Source organism: Erwinia billingiae Eb661, assembly GCF_000196615.1.
Classification (GTDB): Bacteria; Pseudomonadota; Gammaproteobacteria; order Enterobacterales; family Enterobacteriaceae; genus Erwinia; species Erwinia billingiae.
In genome coordinates this window covers 4,904,835-4,927,617 of the sequence record NC_014306.1, presented here as the reverse complement: position 1 = coordinate 4,927,617, position 22,783 = coordinate 4,904,835, and the positions used below count along the sequence as shown (strand labels likewise).

The 22,783-nt window shown below is 49.2% G+C and carries 23 protein-coding genes and 1 pseudogene; 12 read left to right on the top strand and 12 right to left on the bottom strand.

The genetic code is table 11. The annotated features are described in order from the left end of the window. Window positions 1-604 precede the first annotated feature (604 nt). Window positions 605-2,428 (top strand): methyl-accepting chemotaxis protein, encoded by a 1,824-nt coding sequence (locus EBC_RS23860; protein ID WP_013204441.1) that lies wholly within the window; start codon window positions 605-607, stop codon window positions 2,426-2,428. An 84-nt stretch (window positions 2,429-2,512) separates the two neighbouring features. Here the strand turns inward: EBC_RS23860 and EBC_RS23855 are convergent, their stop codons facing one another. Genes EBC_RS23855 through EBC_RS23845 form a run of 3 tightly spaced genes read right to left on the bottom strand, consistent with a single transcriptional unit; the run spans window position 2,513 to window position 6,351 of the window. Continuing rightward, window positions 2,513-3,823: a c-type cytochrome gene (locus EBC_RS23855; RefSeq protein ID WP_013204440.1), complete on the bottom strand. Its 1,311-nt coding sequence runs from the start codon at window positions 3,821-3,823 to the stop codon at window positions 2,513-2,515. A gap of 1 nt (window position 3,824) precedes the next feature. Then, on the bottom strand, window positions 3,825-5,597 hold the full coding sequence (locus tag EBC_RS23850; RefSeq protein ID WP_013204439.1) for a GMC family oxidoreductase: 1,773 nt from the start codon (window positions 5,595-5,597) through the stop codon (window positions 3,825-3,827). 37 nt (window positions 5,598-5,634) lie between these two features. Further along, window positions 5,635-6,351 carry a gluconate 2-dehydrogenase subunit 3 family protein gene (locus EBC_RS23845; RefSeq protein ID WP_013204438.1) on the bottom strand — a complete coding sequence of 239 codons (717 nt, stop codon included), beginning with the start codon at window positions 6,349-6,351 and terminating at the stop codon, window positions 5,635-5,637. Window positions 6,352-6,739: 388 nt separating this feature from the next. On the opposite strand from EBC_RS23845, the gene EBC_RS23840 reads away from it, so the two are divergent. Next, on the top strand, window positions 6,740-7,759 hold the full coding sequence (locus tag EBC_RS23840; RefSeq protein ID WP_013204437.1) for a LacI family DNA-binding transcriptional regulator: 1,020 nt from the start codon (window positions 6,740-6,742) through the stop codon (window positions 7,757-7,759). Between the two features lie 247 nt (window positions 7,760-8,006). Next, window positions 8,007-9,014, top strand: coding sequence for a hypothetical protein (locus EBC_RS23835; protein WP_013204436.1), 1,008 nt, complete (start codon window positions 8,007-8,009; stop codon window positions 9,012-9,014). A gap of 514 nt (window positions 9,015-9,528) precedes the next feature. Here the strand turns inward: EBC_RS23835 and EBC_RS23830 are convergent. Together EBC_RS23830 and EBC_RS23825 are read right to left on the bottom strand one after the other, a co-directional pair. Beyond that, window positions 9,529-9,840 (bottom strand): hypothetical protein, encoded by a 312-nt coding sequence (locus EBC_RS23830; RefSeq protein ID WP_013204435.1) that lies wholly within the window; start codon window positions 9,838-9,840, stop codon window positions 9,529-9,531. Between the two features lie 13 nt (window positions 9,841-9,853). Continuing rightward, window positions 9,854-10,342, bottom strand: coding sequence for a DinB family protein (locus EBC_RS23825; protein ID WP_013204434.1), 489 nt, complete (start codon window positions 10,340-10,342; stop codon window positions 9,854-9,856). 380 nt (window positions 10,343-10,722) lie between these two features. On the opposite strand from EBC_RS23825, the gene EBC_RS23815 reads away from it, so the two are divergent. From EBC_RS23815 to EBC_RS23805, 3 genes and pseudogenes are all read left to right on the top strand, one after another. Next, a protein-coding gene (locus tag EBC_RS23815) for an IS3 family transposase (protein WP_157868027.1) occupies window positions 10,723-11,897 on the top strand; the annotation gives its coding sequence in 2 pieces (ribosomal slippage) (window positions 10,723-10,981 and window positions 10,981-11,897; 1,176 coding nt in all). Then, window positions 11,891-12,486: pseudogene (locus EBC_RS23810) on the top strand (glutathione S-transferase family protein). The gene EBC_RS23815 and the pseudogene EBC_RS23810 overlap by 7 nt, the downstream one beginning before the upstream one ends. Before the next feature lie 90 nt (window positions 12,487-12,576). Continuing rightward, window positions 12,577-12,954, top strand: a complete 378-nt coding sequence (locus EBC_RS23805) for a RidA family protein (protein WP_013204433.1) — start codon at window positions 12,577-12,579, stop codon at window positions 12,952-12,954. Window positions 12,955-13,037: 83 nt separating this feature from the next. Here the strand turns inward: EBC_RS23805 and EBC_RS25290 are convergent, their stop codons facing one another. The 4 genes from EBC_RS25290 to EBC_RS23790 all read right to left on the bottom strand — a co-directional run bounded on the left by EBC_RS25290 (window position 13,038) and on the right by EBC_RS23790 (window position 14,696). Next, entirely contained in the window at window positions 13,038-13,220 is a 183-nt protein-coding gene (locus EBC_RS25290) for a hypothetical protein (protein ID WP_071822133.1), read from the bottom strand. Continuing rightward, complete coding sequence (locus EBC_RS23800; RefSeq protein ID WP_013204432.1) at window positions 13,217-13,825, bottom strand: TetR/AcrR family transcriptional regulator; 609 nt, start codon at window positions 13,823-13,825, stop codon at window positions 13,217-13,219. The genes EBC_RS25290 and EBC_RS23800 overlap by 4 nt, the downstream gene beginning before the upstream one ends. A gap of 328 nt (window positions 13,826-14,153) precedes the next feature. Further along, complete coding sequence (locus EBC_RS23795) at window positions 14,154-14,459, bottom strand: hypothetical protein (protein ID WP_041692161.1); 306 nt, start codon at window positions 14,457-14,459, stop codon at window positions 14,154-14,156. Continuing rightward, window positions 14,460-14,696, bottom strand: coding sequence for a YgdI/YgdR family lipoprotein (locus tag EBC_RS23790; protein WP_041692160.1), 237 nt, complete (start codon window positions 14,694-14,696; stop codon window positions 14,460-14,462). A gap of 435 nt (window positions 14,697-15,131) precedes the next feature. On the opposite strand from EBC_RS23790, the gene EBC_RS23785 reads away from it, so the two are divergent. Beyond that, window positions 15,132-15,527, top strand: coding sequence for a VOC family protein (locus EBC_RS23785; RefSeq protein ID WP_013204429.1), 396 nt, complete (start codon window positions 15,132-15,134; stop codon window positions 15,525-15,527). 103 nt (window positions 15,528-15,630) lie between these two features. On the opposite strand, the gene EBC_RS23780 is transcribed toward EBC_RS23785, so the two are convergent. After that, window positions 15,631-16,710 carry a type I restriction endonuclease gene (locus EBC_RS23780; protein ID WP_013204428.1) on the bottom strand — a complete coding sequence of 360 codons (1,080 nt, stop codon included), beginning with the start codon at window positions 16,708-16,710 and terminating at the stop codon, window positions 15,631-15,633. A gap of 671 nt (window positions 16,711-17,381) precedes the next feature. Between EBC_RS23780 and EBC_RS23775 the strand changes: the two genes are divergently transcribed. From EBC_RS23775 to EBC_RS23760, 4 genes are all read left to right on the top strand, one after another. Next, window positions 17,382-18,203: an RNase A-like domain-containing protein gene (locus EBC_RS23775; protein WP_013204427.1), complete on the top strand. Its 822-nt coding sequence runs from the start codon at window positions 17,382-17,384 to the stop codon at window positions 18,201-18,203. Between the two features lie 8 nt (window positions 18,204-18,211). Continuing rightward, complete coding sequence (locus EBC_RS23770; protein WP_013204426.1) at window positions 18,212-18,508, top strand: contact-dependent growth inhibition system immunity protein; 297 nt, start codon at window positions 18,212-18,214, stop codon at window positions 18,506-18,508. 92 nt (window positions 18,509-18,600) lie between these two features. After that, window positions 18,601-19,008, top strand: coding sequence for a YdcA family protein (locus tag EBC_RS26375; protein ID WP_041692159.1), 408 nt, complete (start codon window positions 18,601-18,603; stop codon window positions 19,006-19,008). Between the two features lie 296 nt (window positions 19,009-19,304). Next, complete coding sequence (locus tag EBC_RS23760) at window positions 19,305-19,835, top strand: hypothetical protein (protein ID WP_013204425.1); 531 nt, start codon at window positions 19,305-19,307, stop codon at window positions 19,833-19,835. Between the two features lie 67 nt (window positions 19,836-19,902). On the opposite strand, the gene EBC_RS23755 is transcribed toward EBC_RS23760, so the two are convergent. Beyond that, window positions 19,903-21,288, bottom strand: coding sequence for a Fic family protein (locus EBC_RS23755; protein ID WP_065762088.1), 1,386 nt, complete (start codon window positions 21,286-21,288; stop codon window positions 19,903-19,905). Window positions 21,289-21,604: 316 nt separating this feature from the next. Between EBC_RS23755 and EBC_RS24850 the strand changes: the two genes are divergently transcribed. Then, window positions 21,605-22,126 carry an RcnB family protein gene (locus tag EBC_RS24850; RefSeq protein ID WP_013204422.1) on the top strand — a complete coding sequence of 174 codons (522 nt, stop codon included), beginning with the start codon at window positions 21,605-21,607 and terminating at the stop codon, window positions 22,124-22,126. 93 nt (window positions 22,127-22,219) lie between these two features. Here the strand turns inward: EBC_RS24850 and EBC_RS23745 are convergent, their stop codons facing one another. After that, complete coding sequence (locus tag EBC_RS23745; protein ID WP_225309796.1) at window positions 22,220-22,696, bottom strand: nucleoside deaminase; 477 nt, start codon at window positions 22,694-22,696, stop codon at window positions 22,220-22,222. Window positions 22,697-22,783: the final 87 nt, after the last annotated feature.

The window sequence follows — 22,783 nt, the reverse complement described above, 5'->3', positions numbered from 1 at the left end:
CGTACTGGTAATGGCGTTCGAGCTGATGCGCAATATTCATAAATGAGGGTGTTTTTAGCCCTGAACGGCACGGTCATTTTCTTTAACGAATGCTTTCTTCTGCAGCGATGCATTAATTTCATCGCGCAATTGTTTTACTTTTTCCAGATAAGTGCCAGAATGAATTAGAGACATAAGTAGCACGCTATTATAAAGTGCGCGATGTATCTGGATGCAAAAGTTTCTTATTTGTTATGCCAACACCGGGGAATACCCACTACCGTTTCTAGGTTCATATGTTGCAAGCCAAGAGGTCAGATGTTTTGTCATAACCGCCGGGCGGGATGCTGTTGAAAAATTCCCGCCCCGGCTTTGACAAACGCGCAATCTGCGTCAACACTCTTCTGCGTTACATCATCCAAAATCAGTACCATTTATAAGAATAAAACCCGTCATTTACCCCTGTCTTTCTCGCAAGCAACTCCCCCTCACCACCCGACACTAGTAAACTTGAGTAATTGTTGATTTTGTAACTATAAATAGTGAAATTAACTTTCTCCCTGCCGATAACTCTGTGGCCTTACTGGCAATTACATGGACAACACGACAGGAGAATTCGAGTTTTATGAAAAAATTACGTGTTTTTATGGAAAATATCAGAGTCGGCAGGAAGCTCATGTTGGGATTTGGGCTGGTGCTGATCCTCAGCATTGCTGTAGCAGCTTGTGGTATTAAAAACCTGCGGGATATTGCGGAGCGTGCGGACAAACTCAGCCAGCTAAAGAACATTAATGACCAGTTCTCACAGGCCAAAGATGCCCGCCAGCAGTACGTAAAAACCCATGATGAAAAATTTATCGCGGCGAATGAAGAGCGGTTGCGGGCGGTAGAAACCAGCATTGACCAACTCAAAACCCGCCACTGGGATGCCGAACAGAGTCAGTTGATAGCTTCACTTCCGGGCGCCATGAGCGTCTACCGTGAGCATCGTGCAGAGACGGTAAGCGAAGTGCATTCCCGTCAAATTATCCTGCAGGCGCTGAGGCTTACTGGTGAAGCCGCCGACGCTGAGGCGATGGCGCAAAAATACAGCGCCTCGCCGGACGGTACGGCCGCCGCGTTGAACGACGTTGCTAAACACCTTGCCGGTGTCAGCGTCCGCGTCCGGCTGATGGAGTTGGATAACAGCGCAGCAAATCGTCAGGCATTGACAGGCTTTTTAGCTGAAACGATTCAACTTGTTGAGCAGGCCAGGCCCCGACTCAGCCCTGAGGACGGCAATGCCATAGAAAAACTGGCGGTGCTGCTGGCCGCCAGACGCGACAGCGTGCAGGAATATAATACGTCGGCGCTGGCGGAAGAGGAGGCGACCCGGCAGCTTGGCGCGGCGGGGGCGCAACTGACCACCACCAGTAATCAGCTGTTCAGCCAGCAACTGAGTGCCACCCATGAAGATATCGCCAGTGCCATTCTGTGGATGTTGATGATCCTTGCCGCTGCGGTCATCGCCAGCATTGTCATTGCGGTGATTATTTCCCGGCAGATCACCCGTCCGCTCGCCGCCACGCTGCAGATCGCACGACAGATTGCGCAGGGTGATTTGAGCGTGCGTCTGGAGACCTCGCGTCGGGATGAACTGGGCGAGCTGATGAAAGCGGTTGGCGGCATCAGCAACGATCTGCGCAGCATCATTGGCGATATTCGCAGCGGCGTTATCCAGGTCAGCCAGGCGTCCGCAGAAATTGCGACAGGGAATAACGATCTCTCGGCCCGAACGGAAGAGCAGGCGGCCGCGCTGGAGCAAACGGCGGCCAGCATGGAGCAGCTGACGGCCACCGTGAAGCAGAATGTGGAGAATATTCACCACTCAAGCGAGCTGGCACGCGCCACTTCCGAGACGGCAAACAAAGGCGGGGTGTTGGTTAAAAGCGTGGTGGACACCATGAATCAGATCAGCGCCAGTTCCAGTAAAATTGCCGAGATCACCACCGTAATCAACAGTATTGCCTTCCAGACCAACATCCTGGCGTTGAACGCGGCGGTGGAAGCTGCCCGCGCGGGCGAACAGGGCCGCGGCTTTGCGGTGGTCGCCAGCGAGGTGCGGAACCTTGCCCAGCGCAGTGCGCAGGCGGCCAAGGAGATTGAAACCTTGATTGCTGAATCCGTCGCGCGCATTGGCAGCGGCTCGCAACTGGTCGGCAAGGCGGGCGAAACGATGAATGAGATTGTGAACTCTGTCGGCAACGTCACCAGCATACTGGTCGAGATTGCTCAGGCGTCCGACGAGCAGAACCGGGGAATTTCTCAGGTTGGCGTGGCTATCGTGCAGATGGATAGCGTCACCCAGCAGAATGCGGCGCTGGTTCAGGAGTCGTCGGCGGCTGCCAGCGCGATGCGCGACCAGGCATCGATGCTGGAAGCGTCGATTGCACGGTTTGTGGTGCAGTAAGGCGGCTGCGCGGGCAGGATGCTCAGCGCATTAACGTGTCAGTAAAAAAGGCCGGCAAGCCGGCCTTCATCGCAATTCAATCCCCTACTTTTCTGGCATCTGCGCGGGCATGTTTATCAACGCCCGGTTTTTCGCCACATCATCGGCCGTTACGGCCGGCGCGGCATTGCCCCAGCTGTTACGCAGATAGGTTGCGGCAGCCGCGACCTGTTCATCAGACAGTTTCCAGGCAAACGACGGCATCGCACCGCTGGTTGGGTTGGACTGCGTCACCGCACCCCGGCCACCCTGCAGGATAGTGGTAATAATCGACGACGCATCGTCCGCCATCAGCCCCGGATTGTTCGCCAGTCCGGCCGCAAGCTGCGGGATACCCTTGCCATCACTGTTATGACAGGCGCTGCAGTTGGCGGAATAGACGTTGGCTCCCATTTTCATCTGCGCCGAATCGGCCGCCAGCGGTTGTGGGGCTTTGGTCCCCGAGTCCGGCTGCGATTTCAGGTAGACCGCAATCGCGCGTAGATCCGCATCGGTCAGATGCTGGGTCGAGTTGGTCACCGCTTCTGCCATCGGCCCGGACGCCACCGCCACATGGTTGCTGCCGGTTTTCAGGTAGTCGACAAGTTGCTGATCGCTCCAGCTGCCGACGCCGGTATAGCGGTTCGGGGTGATATCCGGCGCATGCCATTCCGCCAGGTTACTGCCCTGCAGATAGGCTCCGGTGTCGCCGCCCAGCAGATTTTTCGGCGTATGGCAGGCGCTACAGTGCTCCAGACCTTCCACCAGATAGGCACCGCGATTCCATTCGGCGGATTTGGATGTGTCCGGCTCGTATCCGCTGTTTTTAAAGAACAACAGGTTCCAGCCCATCATCGCCAGACGGATATTGTACGGGAAGCCGAGGTGGGTCTCCGGAGCGTGATAATTCACCGGCTTCACCGAGCGCATATACATCCACAGGTCGTGCATGTCCTTGTCGCTGGTTTTCACGTAGGCGTTATACGGCATCGCTGGATAGAGGTTTTCGCCGTCTTTGCCCTTGCCGTGACGCACCGCGCGATAGAAATCACGCTCGGTCCAGCTGCCAATTCCGGTTTCCGTATCAGGCGTAATATTGCTGGCAACGATGCCGCCAAACGGCGTGCTGATCGAATAGCCGCCGGCAAAGGCATCTTTGCTCTCCGGCGCGGTATGGCAGGCCACACAGTCGCCGGCGATGGCAATGTACTTCCCGCGCGCCACGGCGGCGGCATCCTCCGCTCCCGGCGGCTGGCTGGTGAGGAGGGTGTTATCCGCAACGTCATCCGCGCGGGTAGTGCCATTTTGCCACAGCAACCCCGCGGCCACGGCGACGGCAATCAGCGCCACGCCGCCCAAAATTTTGGTCTTTTTCATGTCACACCTTCACCAGTGGGCCGGGGTTTTTCACGTATTGCTCAATAATGGCTTTTGCCGTCCACAGGCTGAGTGCGCCGATGGTGCCGGTTGGGTTGTAGCCGGCATTATTGGGGAACGATGAAGCGCCAAGGACAAACAGGTTATGCATGTCCCAGCTTTGCTGATAGCGGTTGAGCACGCTGGTCTGTGGGTCGGTCCCCATCACGGCGCCGCCGATGGTGTGGTCACTGGCAAAGTTATAGGGCGAATAGTGGCCCGAGGCGGAGTTGGTGCCGTTGACGATTTTGGCGCCCATTGCCTTACCGATTTCCACGCTTTTCTCTTCGATAAACTTCGCCGCAAGTCGGTCGTTTTCGTTGTAATCGAAGGTTACGCGCAGCAGCGGATTGCCGTTGTCATCTTTGTATTCCGGGTCCAGGTCGAGGTAGTAATCCTCATGGGAATAGCTGGTGCCCTGGCCGAAGATAAAGGTGCCGTTCTGGAACGCATGGGTATAGGCTTTTTTCCACTCTTTGCCCCAGCGCGGCGTGCCTGGCGGCAGCGCGTCGGCATTGCCAATCGGACGCGCACCGCGCGCCACCACCAGAATGCCGGCTCCGCCGATAAAGCCGAGGTTGGTGTGATCGAAGTTATCGCCGTTGAAGTCATCCACCTGCTGCGAAAGCGCGCCGGCACCAATAAACTGGTTGAGGTTTTCGTCTTCAAAGAACAGGGTGGCACCGGCCACGGTCTGGAAGCTGTAGGCGCGGCCCACCACGCCTTTCTTGCTGACCGGATCGTAAGGCACGCCGATTTTGGAAAGCAGCAGCAGACGCACGTTCTGCATCTGGAATGCCGAAAGGATCACGATATCCGCAGGCTGGAACCACGCTTTTTTATTGCGATCCAGATAGGTCACGCCGGTGGCGGTCTTGCCGTCGTCGGCTTTATTGACCTTCACCACGGCGGAATCGGTCAGCACCGTGAAGTTCTCACGCTGCATCAGCGCCGGGATCACGCAGGCGTTCGGGCTGGATTTGGAGAAGTTACCGCAGCCGTAATACAGGCAGTAACCGCAGTAGGTGCACGGCCCCATACGCACGCCAAGCGGGTTGACGTAGGCGCGGGACGCCTGGCCCGCCGGGACCATAAACGGGTGCTGGCCGAGGGATTTTGCCGCATCGCGGAACAGATCGGTCAGACGCATGCCTTCCAGCGGCGGCAGCGGATATTCACTGCTGCGGTTGCCTTCAAACGGGTTGCCGTCCGGGATCACTTCGCCGTTCAGCTTGCCCGCTTTGCCCGACACGCCGGCGATTTTTTCGAAGCGATCGTAAAACGGTTCCAGCTCGTCATAGGTCACGCCCCAGTCCTGCAGGATCAGCCCTTTGGCGATCTGCTTTTTGCCGTAGCGCTCAACGGTCTGGGTGTACGGCTGCAAATCGAACGGGGTGAAACGCCATGCCATGCCGGCCCAGTGGGTACCGGAGCCGCCGACGTTATAACCCAGCTCATTCAGGTTCCAGTCGCGGCTGGGTAGCGCCTGTTGGGTGATGTTATTGCGGAAGGTGGTGGTTTCCACTGCGGGCGGCAGCAGCATGCTGCGGCGGGTATCCCAGCGCAGTTCATCGGTATCAATCGACGGGGGGAAATCCGTGGCGGTTTCAAACCACGGACCGCGCTCAACGGCAACAACATTCAGGCCGGCACGGGTCAACTCTTCGGCAATCAAAGAGCCACACCATCCCAGGCCGACAATGACGACATCAGCTTTCGGACGCACGTTATTCATAAGACTTTGCTCTCTACATAAATATAACAGCCAGTATTTACAGGGTGTTATCAATCAGACTGGTGGGGATGATATTCAGCTTCTGCCCTTTTTTACTCAGCAGATCGCGGAAGTCATAACGTGCTCCAGGGAAGCCCAGCATTTTCCAGCTGGTCATCTCTTTATTTCCACCGTATATCGGGTCGGAGAGAAAACCTTCACGGACGTTTTGCAGCAGCAGCTCGAAAAAGACTTTGGTGTCCACGTCGGCACCTAAATCGAATTTACCGGCTTCCATCGCATGCAGGATCTGCTCACGGCGAGGCTCATCCAGTTCAATAAAGGGTTTGCCGTAGGCTTTGCGGGTAGCCTGATCCAGCGCGGTCAGGCCCTGGCGGTAACGCTCCGCAGGCGTCAGCAACGATTGCTGGCCCTGCTCAGGCGTGCCTTTCACAAAGCGTCCGAGGCGGTAGACGGCAACAGCCTTGCCATAATCGCCCGCCAGCTGACGGTCGATAAAGGTGGCACAGCCCGCGTCTTTACCACTGAGGCTGGATTCATCCGCCGGGATAAAGTGCTCAGCAATGATGCCCATGGTGTCAGACTCATGTTGGGTCAGAAACTGTAAGCCGCCGGTGCGTGGCGGAGTGGGAGGGGTATTTACTTTTCCTGGTTGCCAGGGCTGGCCACCGGTGACGACTTCAGCCTGAGCGCCAGGCAATGACGTAGCCACACCCAATGCTGCCATTGAGGTGAGAAACTCTCTGCGTTTCATAGATTCCCTGCCGGTTAATTGATCACATTGCGGAATTATTATTTTAATTTTGGAATAGAAATTCGTGATATTTAGATAATTTTAAATATCAAATCAGAGATATTTACTTCACATGTAAATAAAGTGTTTAATAAAGCATTAACAAACTTGGGGGGATAATAATTCGTAGCGTGATCGCGACCAAGATTTTCGTTGATGGTTTTACATCATTGCCTCCGGCCTGCTGCTTTTTTGCGCCGGACAAACAGGTGTCCTGCCTGCAATCGCTCAAATTGTGACGCGTCGGCAAAGAATTTCATCCAACCTATCGCCCTGTTTTTCGCTGTGATGCAGAAAGTGAACGCGGCATGTTTTCGTCAGGATTTTTACCGGGTTTCCGGGAGTAAAAATGAAAAAGTTAACCCTGCAAATGCTGGCGAAAATGGCCGGTGTGGGCGTGGCCACGGTAGACCGGGTACTCAACGATCGCGGCGGCGTTTCTCCCGAGACGGTGCGAAAAGTGCTGCATGCCGCGCGCGAAGCGGGGCTGAAGCGCTATCTGCCGGAAGAGCATAAGCAGCCGTGGCAGATCGAAGCGTTTCTCAGCAGCAATCCCTCGTCGTTTTTTCAGCGGCTGAATAACGATCTGAGTGCCGTCGCCAACCATTTGGGTTATCAGCGCTTAACGCTGCATCGCACCTTTATCCCGGAATCGCAGCCGGAAATTCTGGCGCAACGCATAATTGCCAGCAGTGAGAAACGCGACGGCCTGATCGTGTTTGGTCATGACTATCCCATGATCCACGATGCGCTGGCGCACTGTCATGCCAACGGCATTCCGGTGGTGACCTTCGTGACGGATATTCCGGATGCGCAACGGCTTTGCCACGTCGGCATTAATCAGTATCAGGCAGGCCGCACCGCAGGACTGCTGATGAGCAAAACGATCGATACCACTGGCGATGTGATTATGGTCAGCGGGCGCATCGATTATCGCGCCCACCGCCAGCGCATTGAAGGGTTTCGCGATGCGATGGCTGCCCACGCGCCGCAGGTGAAACTGCGGGAAGCGTTGGCCGGTCAGGATCAGCGAGACACCATCCGCTCGCTGCTGGATTCGACGCTCTCACTGTCAAATGACGTGGCCGGCGTTTACAACACCGGCGTGGGCAATACCGAAGTGCGGGATATCCTGCAAAAGCACCAGCGGCTGGGCGTATGCGCCTTTATCACCCATGAGCTGTACAGCATCACCAAAGCCATGCTGCAGGAGGATGCGGTGGATTTCACCCTCGACCAAAATGCCCATCAGCATGCGCGCCTTTCGATCGAGCTGCTGTTGAGTCATCTGGAAACCGGGTATCAACCTGCACTGTATGAGGACGGGAAGGTCGATTTGAAGATTGTGACGTGTGAGAATTTGGGTTGAAGGTGGGGCTGATCATTTCCGGGTTTTAGTAAGGGGGGCAGTCTGCAATGTGCCAAAAGCGGACGCATTGTCTTTAAGCTCAAGACTGACTTTTCTTGTGTAGTCTATTATTTGCGCATTTCGTCACCTTTAACTCGGGGGAACCTTATATAAATAAAAATCTGATAGATAAATGACTCTTGACTTTAGCTCTTTGTCACTTTAAAAGAAATGTAAGCCTATAAAATTTTATAAAGGAAGTTGTCTCATGTTGCAGCAGGATAGCCTTCGGCAAGAAATCATTGCATCTATTAAAAAATCACTCACTTTCGATATCCTATATCAAAGAATAAGACCTGACATATCAAAATTCATCAATGCCACCTCAAAGCTATCCTTAAAAGGCCTCGATGAATGGGAAAGATTAATTCGAGCAGAGATTTTCTTTTCACTTCGACAGTATAGTCAGAAGCAAAGTGATAATGATTTCCAGCAAGTTGGAACACTCAGATGGATGGACATATGTAGCGCTGATGGTTTCAGACGCGAAAGAGCGCTAAGGACACTATCTGGTGGTGCACCAAATGGTTTTTTATTAGCTTTAGTTGTTCGGAGGCTAAATGACTGGGTTCCGCAGGTAAGAGCTGCAGCGCGTGATGCTTTGCCATTTGTTGCTGAAGAATCTGACCCTGAATTTATTGTTGATGTTTTATTTATAACTCTTCCCTACTGGGATTCTTGGGGGAGAATGGAAGATATCGAGAAAGAGGTCCTCATGAAAGTGGTAATGATGGAGAAAGTAATTAATGCTTTAAAAAAACGGCTTCTAACATCCTCTTCAGGGCCTGTTGCTACTATATTTTCACAGGCAGGGCGCACAACAGCTCTGGATAAATTTTTAGATGAGATTTCAGAAAAATCAATTCAACCCTCCCTGCGAGCCAAAGCGTATCGTTGTCAGTTTGAAAGTAAATTTGTTTGGGCTGAAGGGCTGACATGGCACTGGATCGATAAAATATACGGCATACAGCGACGCATCCCTGCTTTAAAAGAACGAATAATACCTACAACTCGCCCCTTTATTGATACTTTGAGAATGGCAACAACCGACCGTTCGCCAATGGTTCGGCGTATAGCTGGCGAAATGCTCATAAAAGAATTGAATAACATCGGTGATGAAGCATTCAATCTGGCAAATATATTGGCTTCTGATAGGTCGCCATCAGTAGCAGAACGCGGAAGATATGCATTAGCCGACTTAGAAAAACGAAACTGACCATTCACACACATACATTGGTATGTCTGTGGCCAATTAAGCGATAATATATATTATTTGCTATGGGTTTATCCGCCAACATCTGTGAGAACGATTGCGGACTTCCGCTCCTCGCTCATAACTGACCTTTAACATTAAAAGAATGATGTGTACGCCCACGGCTATCAACCTTCTCACCCGTAAGTCTTTCAACAGCCTCGATAGCGTCTGGATCACCATGCCAAGCCATGCAACTTGAACAATCGCCACCACAATCAAGATTCAGTGTTTCTGATGCGGCACTCATTGGCTGGTCACAAGTCTGGCAATTGTTCACTTTCATTGGAACCACATCCTATTCTAATTTTGTTGCTGAGCTGCCTCATATACCGCTTTATGCTTAGCTTCTCGCTCCTGGCAGACATTAGGTTCATAAAGCTTACTGCTTATGCAAGAAATAACGATTTTGCATAACGCCAGCGCAAGTACTGAACTCTCCAATCCGGATGATTGATAACGTCACCCAAAATTGCACTTAAAGCGGTGAGATAGCCTCAACCTCATGCTGGAACACATAGGGATCGGAAAGCAATTCGAACGCCTCGTCATCAGGGCATGTCACTGCCACCTGATAATTTTCACCCGCAAAGGCTTTCACGGAGCTAAGGTCCTGCCACCAGGTGGCAAGGAAAAAATGCTCCCAACCGGCCTGCGTTTCTCTTCGCACGAATGCGCCCTTATTTCCCTCGACACTCCTTGAATGCGCCACGCCTGTTTTATCGAGATGCTTAGCAAAGCCCTCTGCATGTTTAAGCGGAACGCAACCGTGCCATGTCCGGACAATCATCAACTTTCTCCTTTTAGTGATTATGATCCCGAAGAAAAACCGTTACCACGTCTTTGGGGGGAATGCCTCCGCACTCGGAAATGAGCCATCCGACAGCGCCGCGATGATAGGTCCCATGGAAAAGCACGTGGTTGATCATGTCGAGTGACTTCATTTCACCTTTACCGCCATCGACAAACTGGAATCTGATAACTTCAGCCAAATCGGCATCTTGCATGGCGCTCACGCGCTCGATATACCACTCGGTACATTCGCGCATATTCACTCGCAATTCTTCAACTGATGGCGTTTCTGGCGTGTTGAGGGCAGTATATCCGTGTTGCTGGCTGGTCATGTTAGCCTGGAAAATTCTGTCTACTACGTAGATATGATTCATCAACCTCAGCATCAGATGATGCTTCTCGGGATGGATTGAATCATCGGTTTCCTGTATCGACTGGAGGGTAGCTGTATCCGCCCACAGTTTATATTTTAGTAGCGTAACTAACGTGTCCTTATCCATTACCTTGCCCTTCATTTCCTGTGAAGCGATATCATGCCTTCATTGCGTCTTGCAGTGCAACATAACTAAACCAACACGGTCCTGCCTATATATCGTAATCATTGAGTCGCTAAAACTAATGCATATGAAATTGGGCTTGTTCTGCTCTAAGCCCCAACAATACCAAAGCCCTATATTAATAATTGTTCAATAGGCTCAAGGACCCTTGTGGTAACCTGGCTTGAATGTCACGCCAAAAGGAGTCCAGATGCTAACGGTATGGGGTCGCAAGACGTCTTCGAATGTTCAGGCTTTGATGTGGTGCATTTGTAGTGGCACACTGAATTTGGCCACCTGAATAGAGGTGATATCATCACCTCATAGTCAAAACAGGTGACATTATGACCGGACGTAACAGACGCAATTTTAGCCCCGAGTTTCGCCTCGAAGCTGCCCAGCTTGTACTCGATCAGCATTACACCGTTGCCGCCGCTGCTACGGCAATGAACGTCGGCAAATCCACAATGGACAAATGGGTTCGACAACTGAAAGAAGAGCGAGCGGGAAAATCACCCACTGCTTCACCCATGACACCTGAGCAGATTGAAATACGCGAGCTAAAGAAAAGACTTCAACGCGTTGAAATGGAAAGGGATATATTAAAAAAGGCTACCGCGCTCTTGATGTCAGACTCCCTGAACAATTCTCATTAGTTGAGAAATTCAGGGCGCGGTTTCCTGTTGCCGTTGTGTGCAACGTGTTTGGGGTTCATCGCAGCAGTTATAAATACTGGCGGCAGCCCAGGAAGCCTGACGCCACGAGAGTGGCATTACTGAGCCTTGTGCGTGAAGTTTATCGCGAAAGTAACGGCTCAGCAGGAGCGCGAAGCATTGCCGCGATGGTCACCACCAAAGGTATAAAACTGAGCCGCTGGCGGGCAACAAAGCTAATGAAAGCGCTCAATATTATCAGCTGTCAGCAACCTGGCCATCGTTATAAGAAGGCGTCTAAGGAGCACATTGAGATCCCTAATTATCTGGATCGCCAGTTTGCTGTTACCGAGCCTAATCAGGCCTGGTGCGGTGATGTGACTTATATCTGGACGGGAAAACGCTGGGCTTATCTGGCTGTTGTACTCGATTTGTTTTCCCGTAAACCGGTTGGCTGGGCGATGTCATTTTTCCCGGATTCTGCACTGACAGCTAAAGCGCTGTCCATGGCCTGGGAAGCGCGAGGAAAGCCGGCTAATTTACTGTATCACTCGGACCAAGGCAGCCACTATACCAGCAGGAATTTCAGGCAGTTACTGTGGAGATATCAGATAAAGCAAAGCCTGAGTCGCCGGGGAAATTGCTGGGATAACAGCCCAATGGAACGATTCTTCAGAAGCCTGAAAACAGAGTGGGTACCGGATAATGGCTACGCGAATTTTAGCGAAGCCAGCACGGCAATAACGAATTACATCACAGGATATTACAGCCAGCTCAGACCTCATCAATATAATGGTGGTTTGACGCCGAATGAATCAGAACGATTGTTCTGGAAAAACTCTAAAGCTGTGGCCAGTTTTTGTTGACCGCTACAATTGGAGAAATGGAATTGCCTTACGTCAGGCACGACATAGGACATAAGTATAAAGGGACTGAGACTGATTTTTACTATTCACTTAATCCAAACAGGACTGTTCCGGTTCTGCAGGATGGTACCGCTCCACCCCTATGGGAGACGGGAGCCATTCTTCGCTATCTGGCTAATCGCTATGGTGCTGAAAGCTTCTGGCCTTCGGATGAGATACAAAAAGCGAATATAGATAAATGGGCTGAATGGTCAAAAATTAATGTTGCGACAGCATTTAATCTTCCTGTGTTCTGGCGTGTTGTACGTACACCACAGGAAACCGAGACGAACAAGCTATAGCTGAAGCGATGGTGAAGTTAGAAAACTACCTCTCGGTCGCAGAGGCGCAGTTCGAAAAACACCGCTTTCTGGCGGGAGATGATTTTTCTCTGGCCGACATCCAGTTTGGTCACGTGCTATACCGTTATTACGATATAGATGTCGTCCGTAAGTCTTTACCCAGATTACGTGCGTATTATGAAAATATCGCCGTGAGGCCTGCTTTTCGGGAGCATGTCATGGTCTCATATGAAGAGTTGCGCGCTTAACGTTACTCGTTTGACCTAGCAAGTTATGAGCTATAAACGGACGTTGAGATGATACGATTGGCACCTGTTCACTCTCAAAAGGAAATCTGCATGAGTAAGGTGGTACGGAAGAATTATCCTGAACTGGGCGAGGTAAAGGCTCCCTACGTCCACTCTGTTCGGCACAATGGCACACTCTATATTTCAGGACTGACTGCATTTGGTACTGCTGCTCAACATTCGGGCATTGCAGGGCAGGCTGAAGAAATATTCGGCCAAATCAGGAAAATCATCAGCGCAGAAGGAACCGAGTTTTCAGCGCTGATCAAAGTGACTATTTTCATCACCTCTTTTGAAGAGATCCATGATCTGCGTAAAGTGCTTTACCGGCATTATGGCGATCATTTGCCTGCCAGTTCACTCGTTGAAGTCAGCCGCCTTTTCTCACCTGACCTTTCAATCGAAATTGAGGCTATTTTTGCTCTTTGATTCATTGCTAAAAGCCGGGCGGTGATTCCTGTTCGGCTCAAGCATGATTATAAAAATCAGCTTTAGAATACAACTGAGCGCTTTCATGTAAAAGGCCAAAAATTTGACCACGGCGCACACACCTTTAAATGAGTCACAGGAAAGCGTCTTTTATAAAACCGGCCTTTATCGATCCAGCCGCACAGGGCGATGCCGTTCTCGTATTCAAGAACCACCATTGTGTGTTTTCGTTTATGGCGCTGAACAATGGTGCCCACTTCTGTCATGTTGATACCTTGTTTGATAGCACCGACCTGACGATAAAATCGTTGCTCCTTCTGAGGTCTTCAATTGCAGGCTGAATTTTTGCGTACACACGCATCCCTTCCAGCATCATGAAAATACTTACGGCCATTACTCTTGCATCTTCATCCTGTCGAAAGACCTGCTGTGCCTGGCCTTTGGTCAATATTGTCTCTAATTGATTAATTATCTTATTAAATTTATCAGACACCTTGTTTTTGACCTCTTCATCACCCGGCAAGAGTTCACTGGCGGCGGCTATGGTAAAGCAGCCTTTATCTCCTTCAGGAGCAGATGAGAACAGGGCGACAAATTCGAGCGTTTCCCGCAATGCATCTTCTGGCGACAAGTCCGCATCACGTTTCATGCCTCTGGATGTTCCTTCATCCATATAAAGCTGTAGTGCAGCAAGATAGATAGCCCGTTTATCCGGGTAAAGTTTGTAGATGCTGGCGCTTGCCAGGCCTGATGCCTTCATAAGGTCAGGCATCGAGGTTGCCCGGTATCCATTCTGCCAGAAGCACTCCAGCGCAGTGTTAAGAAAGTCCTTTGGATCAAATTCTCTGGGCCTACCAACCGATGCTTTCATAAGGTTCTCCTGTGGGGGAACATCGATTGTAGAGCGATCAATCTACAATTGGAAGCTTCTGTGAAATTCTTCATTAACGCATCCTGGCTGTTTGTTTTTTTTTAAGGGTGACAAGAGTGGCGGGGGGCTACAACACTGACGTGGGCAATACCGAGGTGCGGGATATCAACCCCCGTTGGTATAAGGATATGAAGGTTAATTTTAAGATTGTAACTTGTGAGAATTTGGGTTGAGTATGGAAGGGGGGCAGTACTGAGTTGCTGAAAAGGCAGCCCCCTGAGAACAATGACTGCCATTTTTTTGCAAATAAAGAACTCATTTTTTACGGTTATTTTTGAATTTCAATCTGTTGCCATCCTTTCTTGAACATGCAGTCCTTAACAAGGATAGTGCGCTGAGTTTCATTTACGTCACTTGTTGAATAACTGGTGTCAGTTGACTTATCTTTCTTATTTTTAGACGTATATTTATCGCTCACCACGTTATCTGGCGGTAAATCCCGTAGTGCTTGAGCCTGGCAGGCCGTTTCTGCCATCGCCTCCTGCTGCTCATTCGCATCAGCCTTAACCCATTTATATTCCACGCAGCCTGTCAGACAGAGGGGAATAAGCAGTAGCATTAGTAGTCTTTTCATTTATTTTTCAATGATTTCTTTGACGTCTTTCTGGTTCATTTGGTGGATCACCCCGTCAGCATCTTTATATGAGATAAGTCCGGTGTCGTTATCTTTAACCGGTTTACCGTGCGTAGTAATCATGTGCCCGTCATCGGTTGAAATCACGTAACTGCTTGAGCATGCAGTGATACTCAACACAGCGGACGCAACCATACAAGCCAGGATAAGTCGTTTTGAAGATGCAGATACTTTCATTTTAAGCTCTCTGGTTTGGTATTTTCGAAATGAATGATAAAGAGGTTGCTGATTATCCCTCGCACTCTGTAAACAGATTGTCAATGGCCGGGTAAAGAAACGCGCGGGTATATTTTTCCATGATCTTAATCATTTTTTTATAATGCGCTTGCATGGGAAATTTTTTTCCAATTCGGTTAAGCAGGGGAAATGGACATCTGCCAGCAAAGCCCCTCACAGCGAAGTGTTAAGAAAGTCCATAGGATCAAATTGGCTGTCCGTTTTTCTTTAAGGGTGATAAGAGTAGTCTCATTGCTGGGCAGGAGAGTTTTCCTTCAGCAAGCTTCATCTCTGGGACGGGTGAAGAGACTCTGAACAATCTAAACGCAGAATGAGGTTTGTTTATGATAAAAAGAACTCTCCGGGCATGTATGCCTGAAACCTGGTGGAGCAGAAATGAGAACTCAGAAGCGATGCATGGGATATGTGGCCATAGTTGTTGATGACTACGATCGGGCAATAGCGTATTACACGGAAAAACTGGGCTTTACGCTCGTTGAGGATACACCGCAGCCAGGAAAACGCTGGGTAGTCGTTACACCAAACCCGGACAGCGACTGTAATCTTCTTTTGGCTCGCGCATCAAACGAGAAGCAGGAAAACTTTATCGGCAACCAGTGTGGCGGACGTGTTTTCCTTTTTCTTCAGACTGATGACTTCTGGCGCGACTACACCTCCATGAAAGCTAAGGGGGTGGAATTCTGCCAGGAACCTCGCGAAGAGGAGTACGGTACAGTTGTTGTATTTGAAGACTTGTATGGCAACCGCTGGGATCTTTACCAGAATAAGTAAAGTCAACGCTCTCTGGAGGCTACACCTTTAGAGAGTAGCCTTAAGGATTTCGCCTAACTCTGAGTTCACATGACTCATCTTATATCCACGCCTGGCCGGATATTTATAAGTATAACTTAGCGGCTGTAATCAATTCCTCTGAGAAATTGAATATATCATCAATGTTACTCAAAGGGTGTCTAATTTCTTTCTTGTTATCATCAAACAATCCAATATAAATCTGGCTTCTATTTAAATGAAGCCGGCATATCGGTTTTCTGTTGTTATCATCAATGAGTATGCCGAAATAACTTTTAGTATCTCTGAACCCAATTCTCTCAGGTGAGAGAGTCGTTCTGATTATTGACTTAACGATATGGAAACCTTCAATCTCTTCTGCGGTTGTGACAATATCATTATTCTCTTCTGCAGTTGAGATATCATCATTGGTAGTTTTCTCAACATCAGTTTTTGTCTCGACAATTTTTGTACTGTTGAGGGCTGATTTCAGTCTTTCATTAACTTGGTCAGTCATCCATTGTGTCAGCGATTTTTTGGTAAGTGCTGAAAAAAGCTCCCTGACTTTCTGGGTTTGCACACCCTCATATACTCGCGATGCAATTAGCCGTACAAAATCATCATCAGGATTTATAAATTGCGATGAGATTATTTTCTTAATTTGACTGACATACTTTAGTTCACCAGCAGCGTTTACAATTGAATCAACATCAAATGCACTTTTAGTCAGCTTGAAAATCTCAGGGACGACATTCTCATCAATATAATCTAAATCAAGCTCTAAAAATGGTTTCTCATCCATTTTGTTAGGGGAGTCTAGATCTGTGAAAAACTTATAAACCTGTCCATTGGTTAATATAGATATGCGTGCTGTAGTTACATGGAAATACCTGAAAAGTTGAGATGCATGGTTAATGTTTAATGGTTCGCCAATTTTTTTGCATTCAATAAGGATCTGTATTTCACCATTTTTTATTATTGCGAAGTCTATTTTTTCGCCTTTCTTGGTGCCAACATCACAAATGTATTCAGGTATGACTTCTGTTGGATCAAAAACATCATAACCAAGAACTTTGTTAATAAATGGCATTACGAAGGCACTTTTTGTTGCCTCTTCAGTTTTAATCAATGATGCCTGTTGTTTAATTTTTGCAGAGAGATCGTTAAGCGTGTCCAAAATTTCCATTTTTTCACCAGTTTTTGGTTTCATCGATTAAAAAGACCAGCACCATCTTCTAACACCCTGTTTTAACACTTAAAATTCTATATCTTTCTTTAAAATCTCATTGAGATGAAGGAAATCTTAAACCTTCATTAATAACGACGTCGTTATGAAGCATCAATATCCTTTAGGGATTATCTCATTGACACTAACAGTATCCGATCAAGGATTTCTAATCAATACCCCGATGAAATATTTCAACACATCCATAACTATCTGAATTAAATGGTTTTAAATGAAATGATCCATGAATTTTAGTTAACTTTTAACTAAATATCGCCTTTTTTTTAAACAACATTCATCTGCCCTATTTTTTAGTAAAGTTAAGCTGGACAGAAATTTCTTACACTCTGAGTGCTGAAAAAGCTTATTTCTCATGATTTATGCCGATCGCAGGCAGTGCCAGCGATTAATCAATGTTTAACCTTCTTTTATCAGCGTTTGACGATTTTAATATTGAGTAAAATTCTTGCAGTCTTCATTCGGAATCCTGGAAAGACACTTAAGCAAGTAACCTAAAAATGCACCCTAATTTGAGTGCGTTATCATGTTTTTTAGAATTTAAACTGGATCTTATTCAGTCATCCTAGGGATACTACGCAGCAGGATGTATTTTAACCAACAGGGATGAAGTTATGGAAAATGGTGTCAAAATCGTGATGTCCCCGGTGCAGCTCGCAGCTGCACTCTCAGACAGGTCCGTTACAGAAGGTGAAACTCTCAGTAATCGTTTATTTGGCGGCCTTGGACTCGTCATGGGCACTCTGGAGCTTGTGGGGGCGACGGCTCTGTGTGTCGCTCCTGAGCCGACAGGATTAACCAAAGCCGGATGTATTGTGGTTGGAGCGCACAGCCTTGATGGTATTAATACCGCTGCAAATCAGATTATTACGGGAAATAATACTCGCTCAGCCACCTATAAAGCTGCTACTGCGATGGCAAAAGCTTTCGGTGCTGACGACGATACTGCGTTGAAGATCGGGCTTACCGTGGATATCGCCGTGCCATTAGGATTCGCATTGGCGATTGGAGCTACCCGCGTTGCAGCGGTGAGGGCTGGCCGCATCAGATTGAGAGAGCATGAGTCAGCGACTAATCTCAAGCCAGGCGGACATACCCTTTCCATGCATATCGGCAAGAGTGACAGTGACCTTTTGGCCAGATTTCAAACAAATAAACGATTGCAGTTCTCCTCTACATTTTCAGATGTGCGCATAGCTGAGGATGCCATCTCAAGAGCGATTTTTATCAATAAATCATCGATAAAGTCCGTATTGGCTGGAGGACGGCCCGAGGCCAGGCTCACCATTCGTTACCCGACAAATGAAGTCCTGGGTTATGGTTTCAGGCGTGGAAGCAGTCAAAGATTGATTTTGAAAAATGTCAGGGTCGTTATCGAGTTTCAAAAGTACAACGGTAAGCCATATTATATTCTCACCGCCTTCCCGGATGCATAAGGAACACAATGCAAAAATTCAATTTGCTTGATCAACTGATATTCGGTTATTTCAATCAAGATTACGACCTCATCAATGACGGTGAAGAATCTATGGAAGGGATCATAAAACTCTATAAAAATAGATTTATGGACTGGATGTTGAAAGATCTTATTGATGAAGTCGATGATTTCATTACCGCTTATGGTGATGGCGTAGAGGATGAGTTCGAGAAGAGGTACGGGCATGATTTCTCACCAGAGCTGTGGGAGACAACGGCCCTTGAGTTTTTGATGACGGTACGCCGTATAGCATCAGAGAAGTAAAGCCCGATAGTTCCCGCTCAGGCTTATGTAGCACAATCATTTATGCGTACAGTGTTCTACAGGTTTGTTGTTTTTTACGTTAAGGATAATGAATGAAAAAAATACTCTCTCTCCTCGCCCTGATGATGTTGGTCACCATGCAAGCTGAAGCTGCGCGTGGGCGGCAACCTTGCTCAGGCTCAAAGGGCGGTATCTCTCACTGTAGTGCTGAAGGGGGATTCATCTGTAATGATGGCAGCTTGAGCCAGTCTAAGCGGTTCTGTTCAGGCTATGGCACTCGAAGTATCCAACAACCGATTCCAGAATCACGCATTCAACAGTCACCTCCTAAGAAAACCAGTGCGAAAAAACCGATACACAGCGAGAAAGTAGATTCCCAGCCTGCTCAAAATGATGACGTTTCAAAGCTGGAACCGAGAAAGCCGACCTGTGCACCGCTTTATATGGCAGATAAGGCTGGAGATACCCATCTCCCGATTTGTTCTGGAAACCAGTATTAACGATATATTCCAATAATTGCTATTACTCCTGAGAAATAATTAACATGATGAACGGTATTTAACTCAGGAGTTTTTACAAAAAACCTGCAACACCCACTCTCAATACATTTTTTTGCGAGCCACTTCTAACCCTTCAAATTTGAGTATTTTTCACTCAATTTTCATTTGACTCACTATATATGCATACAGGACACTACGTCTGTTACGCATTCTCCCGCGTAACAAATAGCAACGCCCCGAAAGTGCGAACACACTTCCGAGGCGTCTGACCACAAACGTTAAAGGAGCTAACGAATATGGCTACGGCATACAGTAACACAAACGGCTACGATGATTTCACATCTGAATCTTCAATTTTTGATCTGAGTATTCCAGCGCTGTTGAAATTACCGGTAAATACCTCTCTGGACTTATTCCAGATACTGGATATTTGTCGTTGTTATGGCGATGCATTAATTGAGAATGACTTTGAGGAACAGCGCATGGCGCTTTGTGGCCGCCTGTTCGCCGGACTGGAAGTGCTAAAGGTGGTATTAACCTATCCTTTACCTGACTATCTGATTGAACAGCTCACGGTCGATGAGGTGCAGTCTGGCGGCTATATCAGTCCGCTGACCAACGACTCGGAAACGCTCTGTGGTTATTGTTCTGCGCTGGCGCTGGTGTTGCTCAGCCAGCGGCAACCGCAGGAGCAGGCAGAACAGATCACCGAATTGCTTTTCGATATGCTCTACGTTCTGACTGAAGATCTGAAAGCACCGCGCTTTATCCGTACCAGCGAGGGTTTAGCCATGATTGAAGGCGAAACGCTGCTGCCGGTTCATTAAGTCACTGTCATTCAGCCCGAGCAATCGGGCTGTTCTTGCCTGCCATCAGATTCGCTAAGCCACTGAATTACCAGCCGGTCGTTTTAGGTAAATCAGGTTCGGCGTCGTTCCATTTCTTCGCCTGTTTGCTGTTTTTTGGTGCGATAAACACGGTTTCTTTGCCTTCCTTATGAGCTTTGAGCAGCCCCAACTTCGCAAGCTGCTGGAAATCCGTTCTGGCCGTGTTGTAAGAAATCTTCAGATTCTCCATTGCTTCGCCGAGCGAGAATATTCTGCCTGGGTGCGCAATGGCCACGCTCATAATTTGCTGCTGGCGGGCGTTAAGGTCTTTGACCGACTCATTGCTCCACAGCCAGGCATCCAGCTCCGATCGGATGCGGATCAGTTCTTTAATGTGCGTGATATACGCGTCGACCGCCTTTGCGACTGTCTCGCATTGATGGCTCACAAAATACGTCAGGTCGAAATCATCCGTTTCGGTCTGCAGGTAGGCCTTGCCATAGGCGACCGGTGCTTCCTTCAACAAACGGCTGACTGAGATATGCCGGAAGGCCGAGTAGCCGCACTTGAGCATGTACCAGTAAAACAGCGCGCGTGCCGTCCTGCCGTTGCCATCGCAGAAGGGGTGAATGTAGCCAATCATAAAATGCAGCACGCAGGCTTTCAGCAACGGATGGATATAGGAACCCGTTACGTCTTTCTCGTGCGGTTCATTAGCCCAGTGACACAATGTCTCAATATACTCATCAAGCTGTGTATGGCTGGGCGGCTGATGGATCACGTCTTTCGACAGCGTATCTTCCAACACGATGTCATCGTGATCGCGAAAGTCGCCGGGTTTATACTGCGCGTCGTTGATATCCTGCACACCGATGGCGTGAATTTCTTTCAGCAGCCCGGCCGTCATTTTTTGTCCCGCCTGCTGAACGACAAATTGCATCATGCGGTAGTTGCCGAAAATCATCCTTTCGCTTTCATCTCTCGGCTCCCTTTTTATCTGCAGCATTTCCTGAGCCACGCGGGTGGTGGTTGCCGCACCTTCCAGCTGGCTGGAGGAAATCGACTCTTCGCCAAACAGGTCTTTGATAAAGTAGCTTCTCTCTTCCAGGCCTTTTAACAGCTCATTTTCGGCGGAAGAGGAGGTCAGTCTGTCGACCTGGCTGCAGGTTTTCTGCATAAAATCGGTGACGTACAGCTGCGCCTTGCTGCCGTTTTTGTCCGTCAGCGGCAATGTCCGGCCGCCGCTCCGGCGGGCATGCTTCACAAAGGTCCAGACCAGTTCAGGATCAAGCTGTTTTGGGATGCGGTGCCGCAGCGAATCCCAGTGCAGGTAGCGTCCCTTATCGTCGACCGGTTTCATAAACTCAATATAGGCCGACAGGTTTTCACCATTGCCGAAGACATTGGCTAATTCATTGATATTCAGCGCGTTTGACGGTCTTTTGATTTTCATTTTTTTCAACTCAAAAATCGAAGAAATTGAGTTGATGATGGAGAGGAATTGATCGATCTGCAAGTTTTATCGCCAGGCTGCATCGTTACCCGGCTGCTGCCCGGCGTTGAATAACCCTGGCACACAGCCCTTCACCGGATTTTCTTTACAAAATTTCTGTGCCTTCCAGCCGCGAACGCTTTATCTTCTACAGCAAATTTGCGAGCGTGCGCGTTTCCACGGCCCTGACGTGCAAAAAGAGTAAAAACAGAACCGATTATTTTGTAGAATTTGATCAGTACGCCTCAGGGCTGACGGTGTTCAATCTGGAGAAATTATGAGTAAGTCGAAGATCGTGTTGTTATCCGCTGTATTGATGGGAGCCCTGCCGGTGATGTCCACTGCGTATGCAGAAGGCGAGCAGGCTCAGCAAGTTCAGACCGACCCGGCGGCTCAGGCACCGGCCACGCAGGATCCGGCCACCGCCGCTGACCCGTCAGATGCGGACACCGGCACGCCGTCCTCTCAGGATAATCAGGGCGTGACCACACCAGGTCAGACCCCGGACGTGCAAACGCCTGCGGAACACAATCAGGATGCCGTCGAGAAGCCCGATCCGGCGCACCCGTATGCGATCAAAACGTTCTTCGCGGACTTCCAGCGCTTCAATATCGGTAGCGTGATCCCCGACCGTTACCGCACCAAGAAGTATGAAGTCGTGGACTGGAAAACCCGTAACCTGCCAAAACCGGCAGACGGCACGGCCTGGACCTATATGGGCGGCAACTATGTGCTGTTCACCAAAGTCGATGGCAAAATCGTGCAGGCTGAATCCGGCGACATCTTCTACCACCAGTAATAAAAAAAACGGAAACCGCACGCGTCGGTTTCCGTTCTTGGTTGGTTCCCACCTTATCACCGCAGGATCCGTTTCTTCTGACGTCTCCACGCCTTATTCGGCAGGGCGGTTCAGCTCTTTCCAGCGCTTATACACGTCCAGTGCCTGAACGTCCGGCTGATGCTTCATCGGCAGGCGACGCTGCGCGATCGGCTTGGCAAATTCCTGATAGAAGTTCTCCAGCTCAAAGTACTGACGATCGTCGCGGTAAAACGGCACGTACTCTTCGCGGGTGGTGATGTAAATCACCTGCTTCGGACTGCAATAGTACAGCGAACCCAGGCACATCGGGCACGGGCTGGCCAGAATGTAGATCTCACAGTCGGAGAGATTTTCCGTTTGCAGCTTTTTACAGGCTTCGCGGATCGCCAGGATCTCAGCATGAGCGGTCGGATCGTGGCTCTGCGCGGCTTTATTGGCGCTTTCGGCCACGATCTCGCCATTGCGCACAATTACCGTGGCAAACGGTCTGCCACCTTCTTCAACGTTCTGCATTGCCAACTCAATCGTTCTTTTTACAAAATCCATCATGACCTCTCTCACGCGTTAAGACAGGCGTAAGCGTAGGCTGAATATTGCTAGCAATCAAGCTAGCAAAGATGGAGTTGAGCTTATAGC

Coding starts and splice junctions, on each gene's coding strand:
- EBC_RS23825 (WP_013204434.1), bottom strand. CDS start 10,342: ATGGATAAGGACACGTTAGTTACGCTACTAAAATATAAACTGTGGGCG.
- EBC_RS23745 (WP_225309796.1), bottom strand. CDS start 22,696: ATGATGGATTTTGTAAAAAGAACGATTGAGTTGGCAATGCAGAACGTT.
- EBC_RS23805 (WP_013204433.1), top strand. CDS start 12,577: ATGAGTAAGGTGGTACGGAAGAATTATCCTGAACTGGGCGAGGTAAAG.
- EBC_RS24850 (WP_013204422.1), top strand. CDS start 21,605: ATGAGTAAGTCGAAGATCGTGTTGTTATCCGCTGTATTGATGGGAGCC.
- EBC_RS23760 (WP_013204425.1), top strand. CDS start 19,305: ATGGCTACGGCATACAGTAACACAAACGGCTACGATGATTTCACATCT.
- EBC_RS23845 (WP_013204438.1), bottom strand. CDS start 6,351: ATGAAACGCAGAGAGTTTCTCACCTCAATGGCAGCATTGGGTGTGGCT.
- EBC_RS23795 (WP_041692161.1), bottom strand. CDS start 14,459: ATGAAAAGACTACTAATGCTACTGCTTATTCCCCTCTGTCTGACAGGC.
- EBC_RS23860 (WP_013204441.1), top strand. CDS start 605: ATGAAAAAATTACGTGTTTTTATGGAAAATATCAGAGTCGGCAGGAAG.
- EBC_RS23790 (WP_041692160.1), bottom strand. CDS start 14,696: ATGAAAGTATCTGCATCTTCAAAACGACTTATCCTGGCTTGTATGGTT.
- EBC_RS23850 (WP_013204439.1), bottom strand. CDS start 5,597: ATGAATAACGTGCGTCCGAAAGCTGATGTCGTCATTGTCGGCCTGGGA.
- EBC_RS23800 (WP_013204432.1), bottom strand. CDS start 13,825: ATGAAAGCATCGGTTGGTAGGCCCAGAGAATTTGATCCAAAGGACTTT.
- EBC_RS23775 (WP_013204427.1), top strand. CDS start 17,382: ATGGAAAATGGTGTCAAAATCGTGATGTCCCCGGTGCAGCTCGCAGCT.
- EBC_RS23780 (WP_013204428.1), bottom strand. CDS start 16,710: ATGGAAATTTTGGACACGCTTAACGATCTCTCTGCAAAAATTAAACAA.
- EBC_RS26375 (WP_041692159.1), top strand. CDS start 18,601: ATGAAAAAAATACTCTCTCTCCTCGCCCTGATGATGTTGGTCACCATG.
- EBC_RS25290 (WP_071822133.1), bottom strand. CDS start 13,220: ATGACAGAAGTGGGCACCATTGTTCAGCGCCATAAACGAAAACACACA.
- EBC_RS23830 (WP_013204435.1), bottom strand. CDS start 9,840: ATGATTGTCCGGACATGGCACGGTTGCGTTCCGCTTAAACATGCAGAG.
- EBC_RS23785 (WP_013204429.1), top strand. CDS start 15,132: ATGAGAACTCAGAAGCGATGCATGGGATATGTGGCCATAGTTGTTGAT.
- EBC_RS23755 (WP_065762088.1), bottom strand. CDS start 21,288: ATGAAAATCAAAAGACCGTCAAACGCGCTGAATATCAATGAATTAGCC.
- EBC_RS23770 (WP_013204426.1), top strand. CDS start 18,212: ATGCAAAAATTCAATTTGCTTGATCAACTGATATTCGGTTATTTCAAT.
- EBC_RS23835 (WP_013204436.1), top strand. CDS start 8,007: ATGTTGCAGCAGGATAGCCTTCGGCAAGAAATCATTGCATCTATTAAA.
- EBC_RS23855 (WP_013204440.1), bottom strand. CDS start 3,823: ATGAAAAAGACCAAAATTTTGGGCGGCGTGGCGCTGATTGCCGTCGCC.
- EBC_RS23840 (WP_013204437.1), top strand. CDS start 6,740: ATGAAAAAGTTAACCCTGCAAATGCTGGCGAAAATGGCCGGTGTGGGC.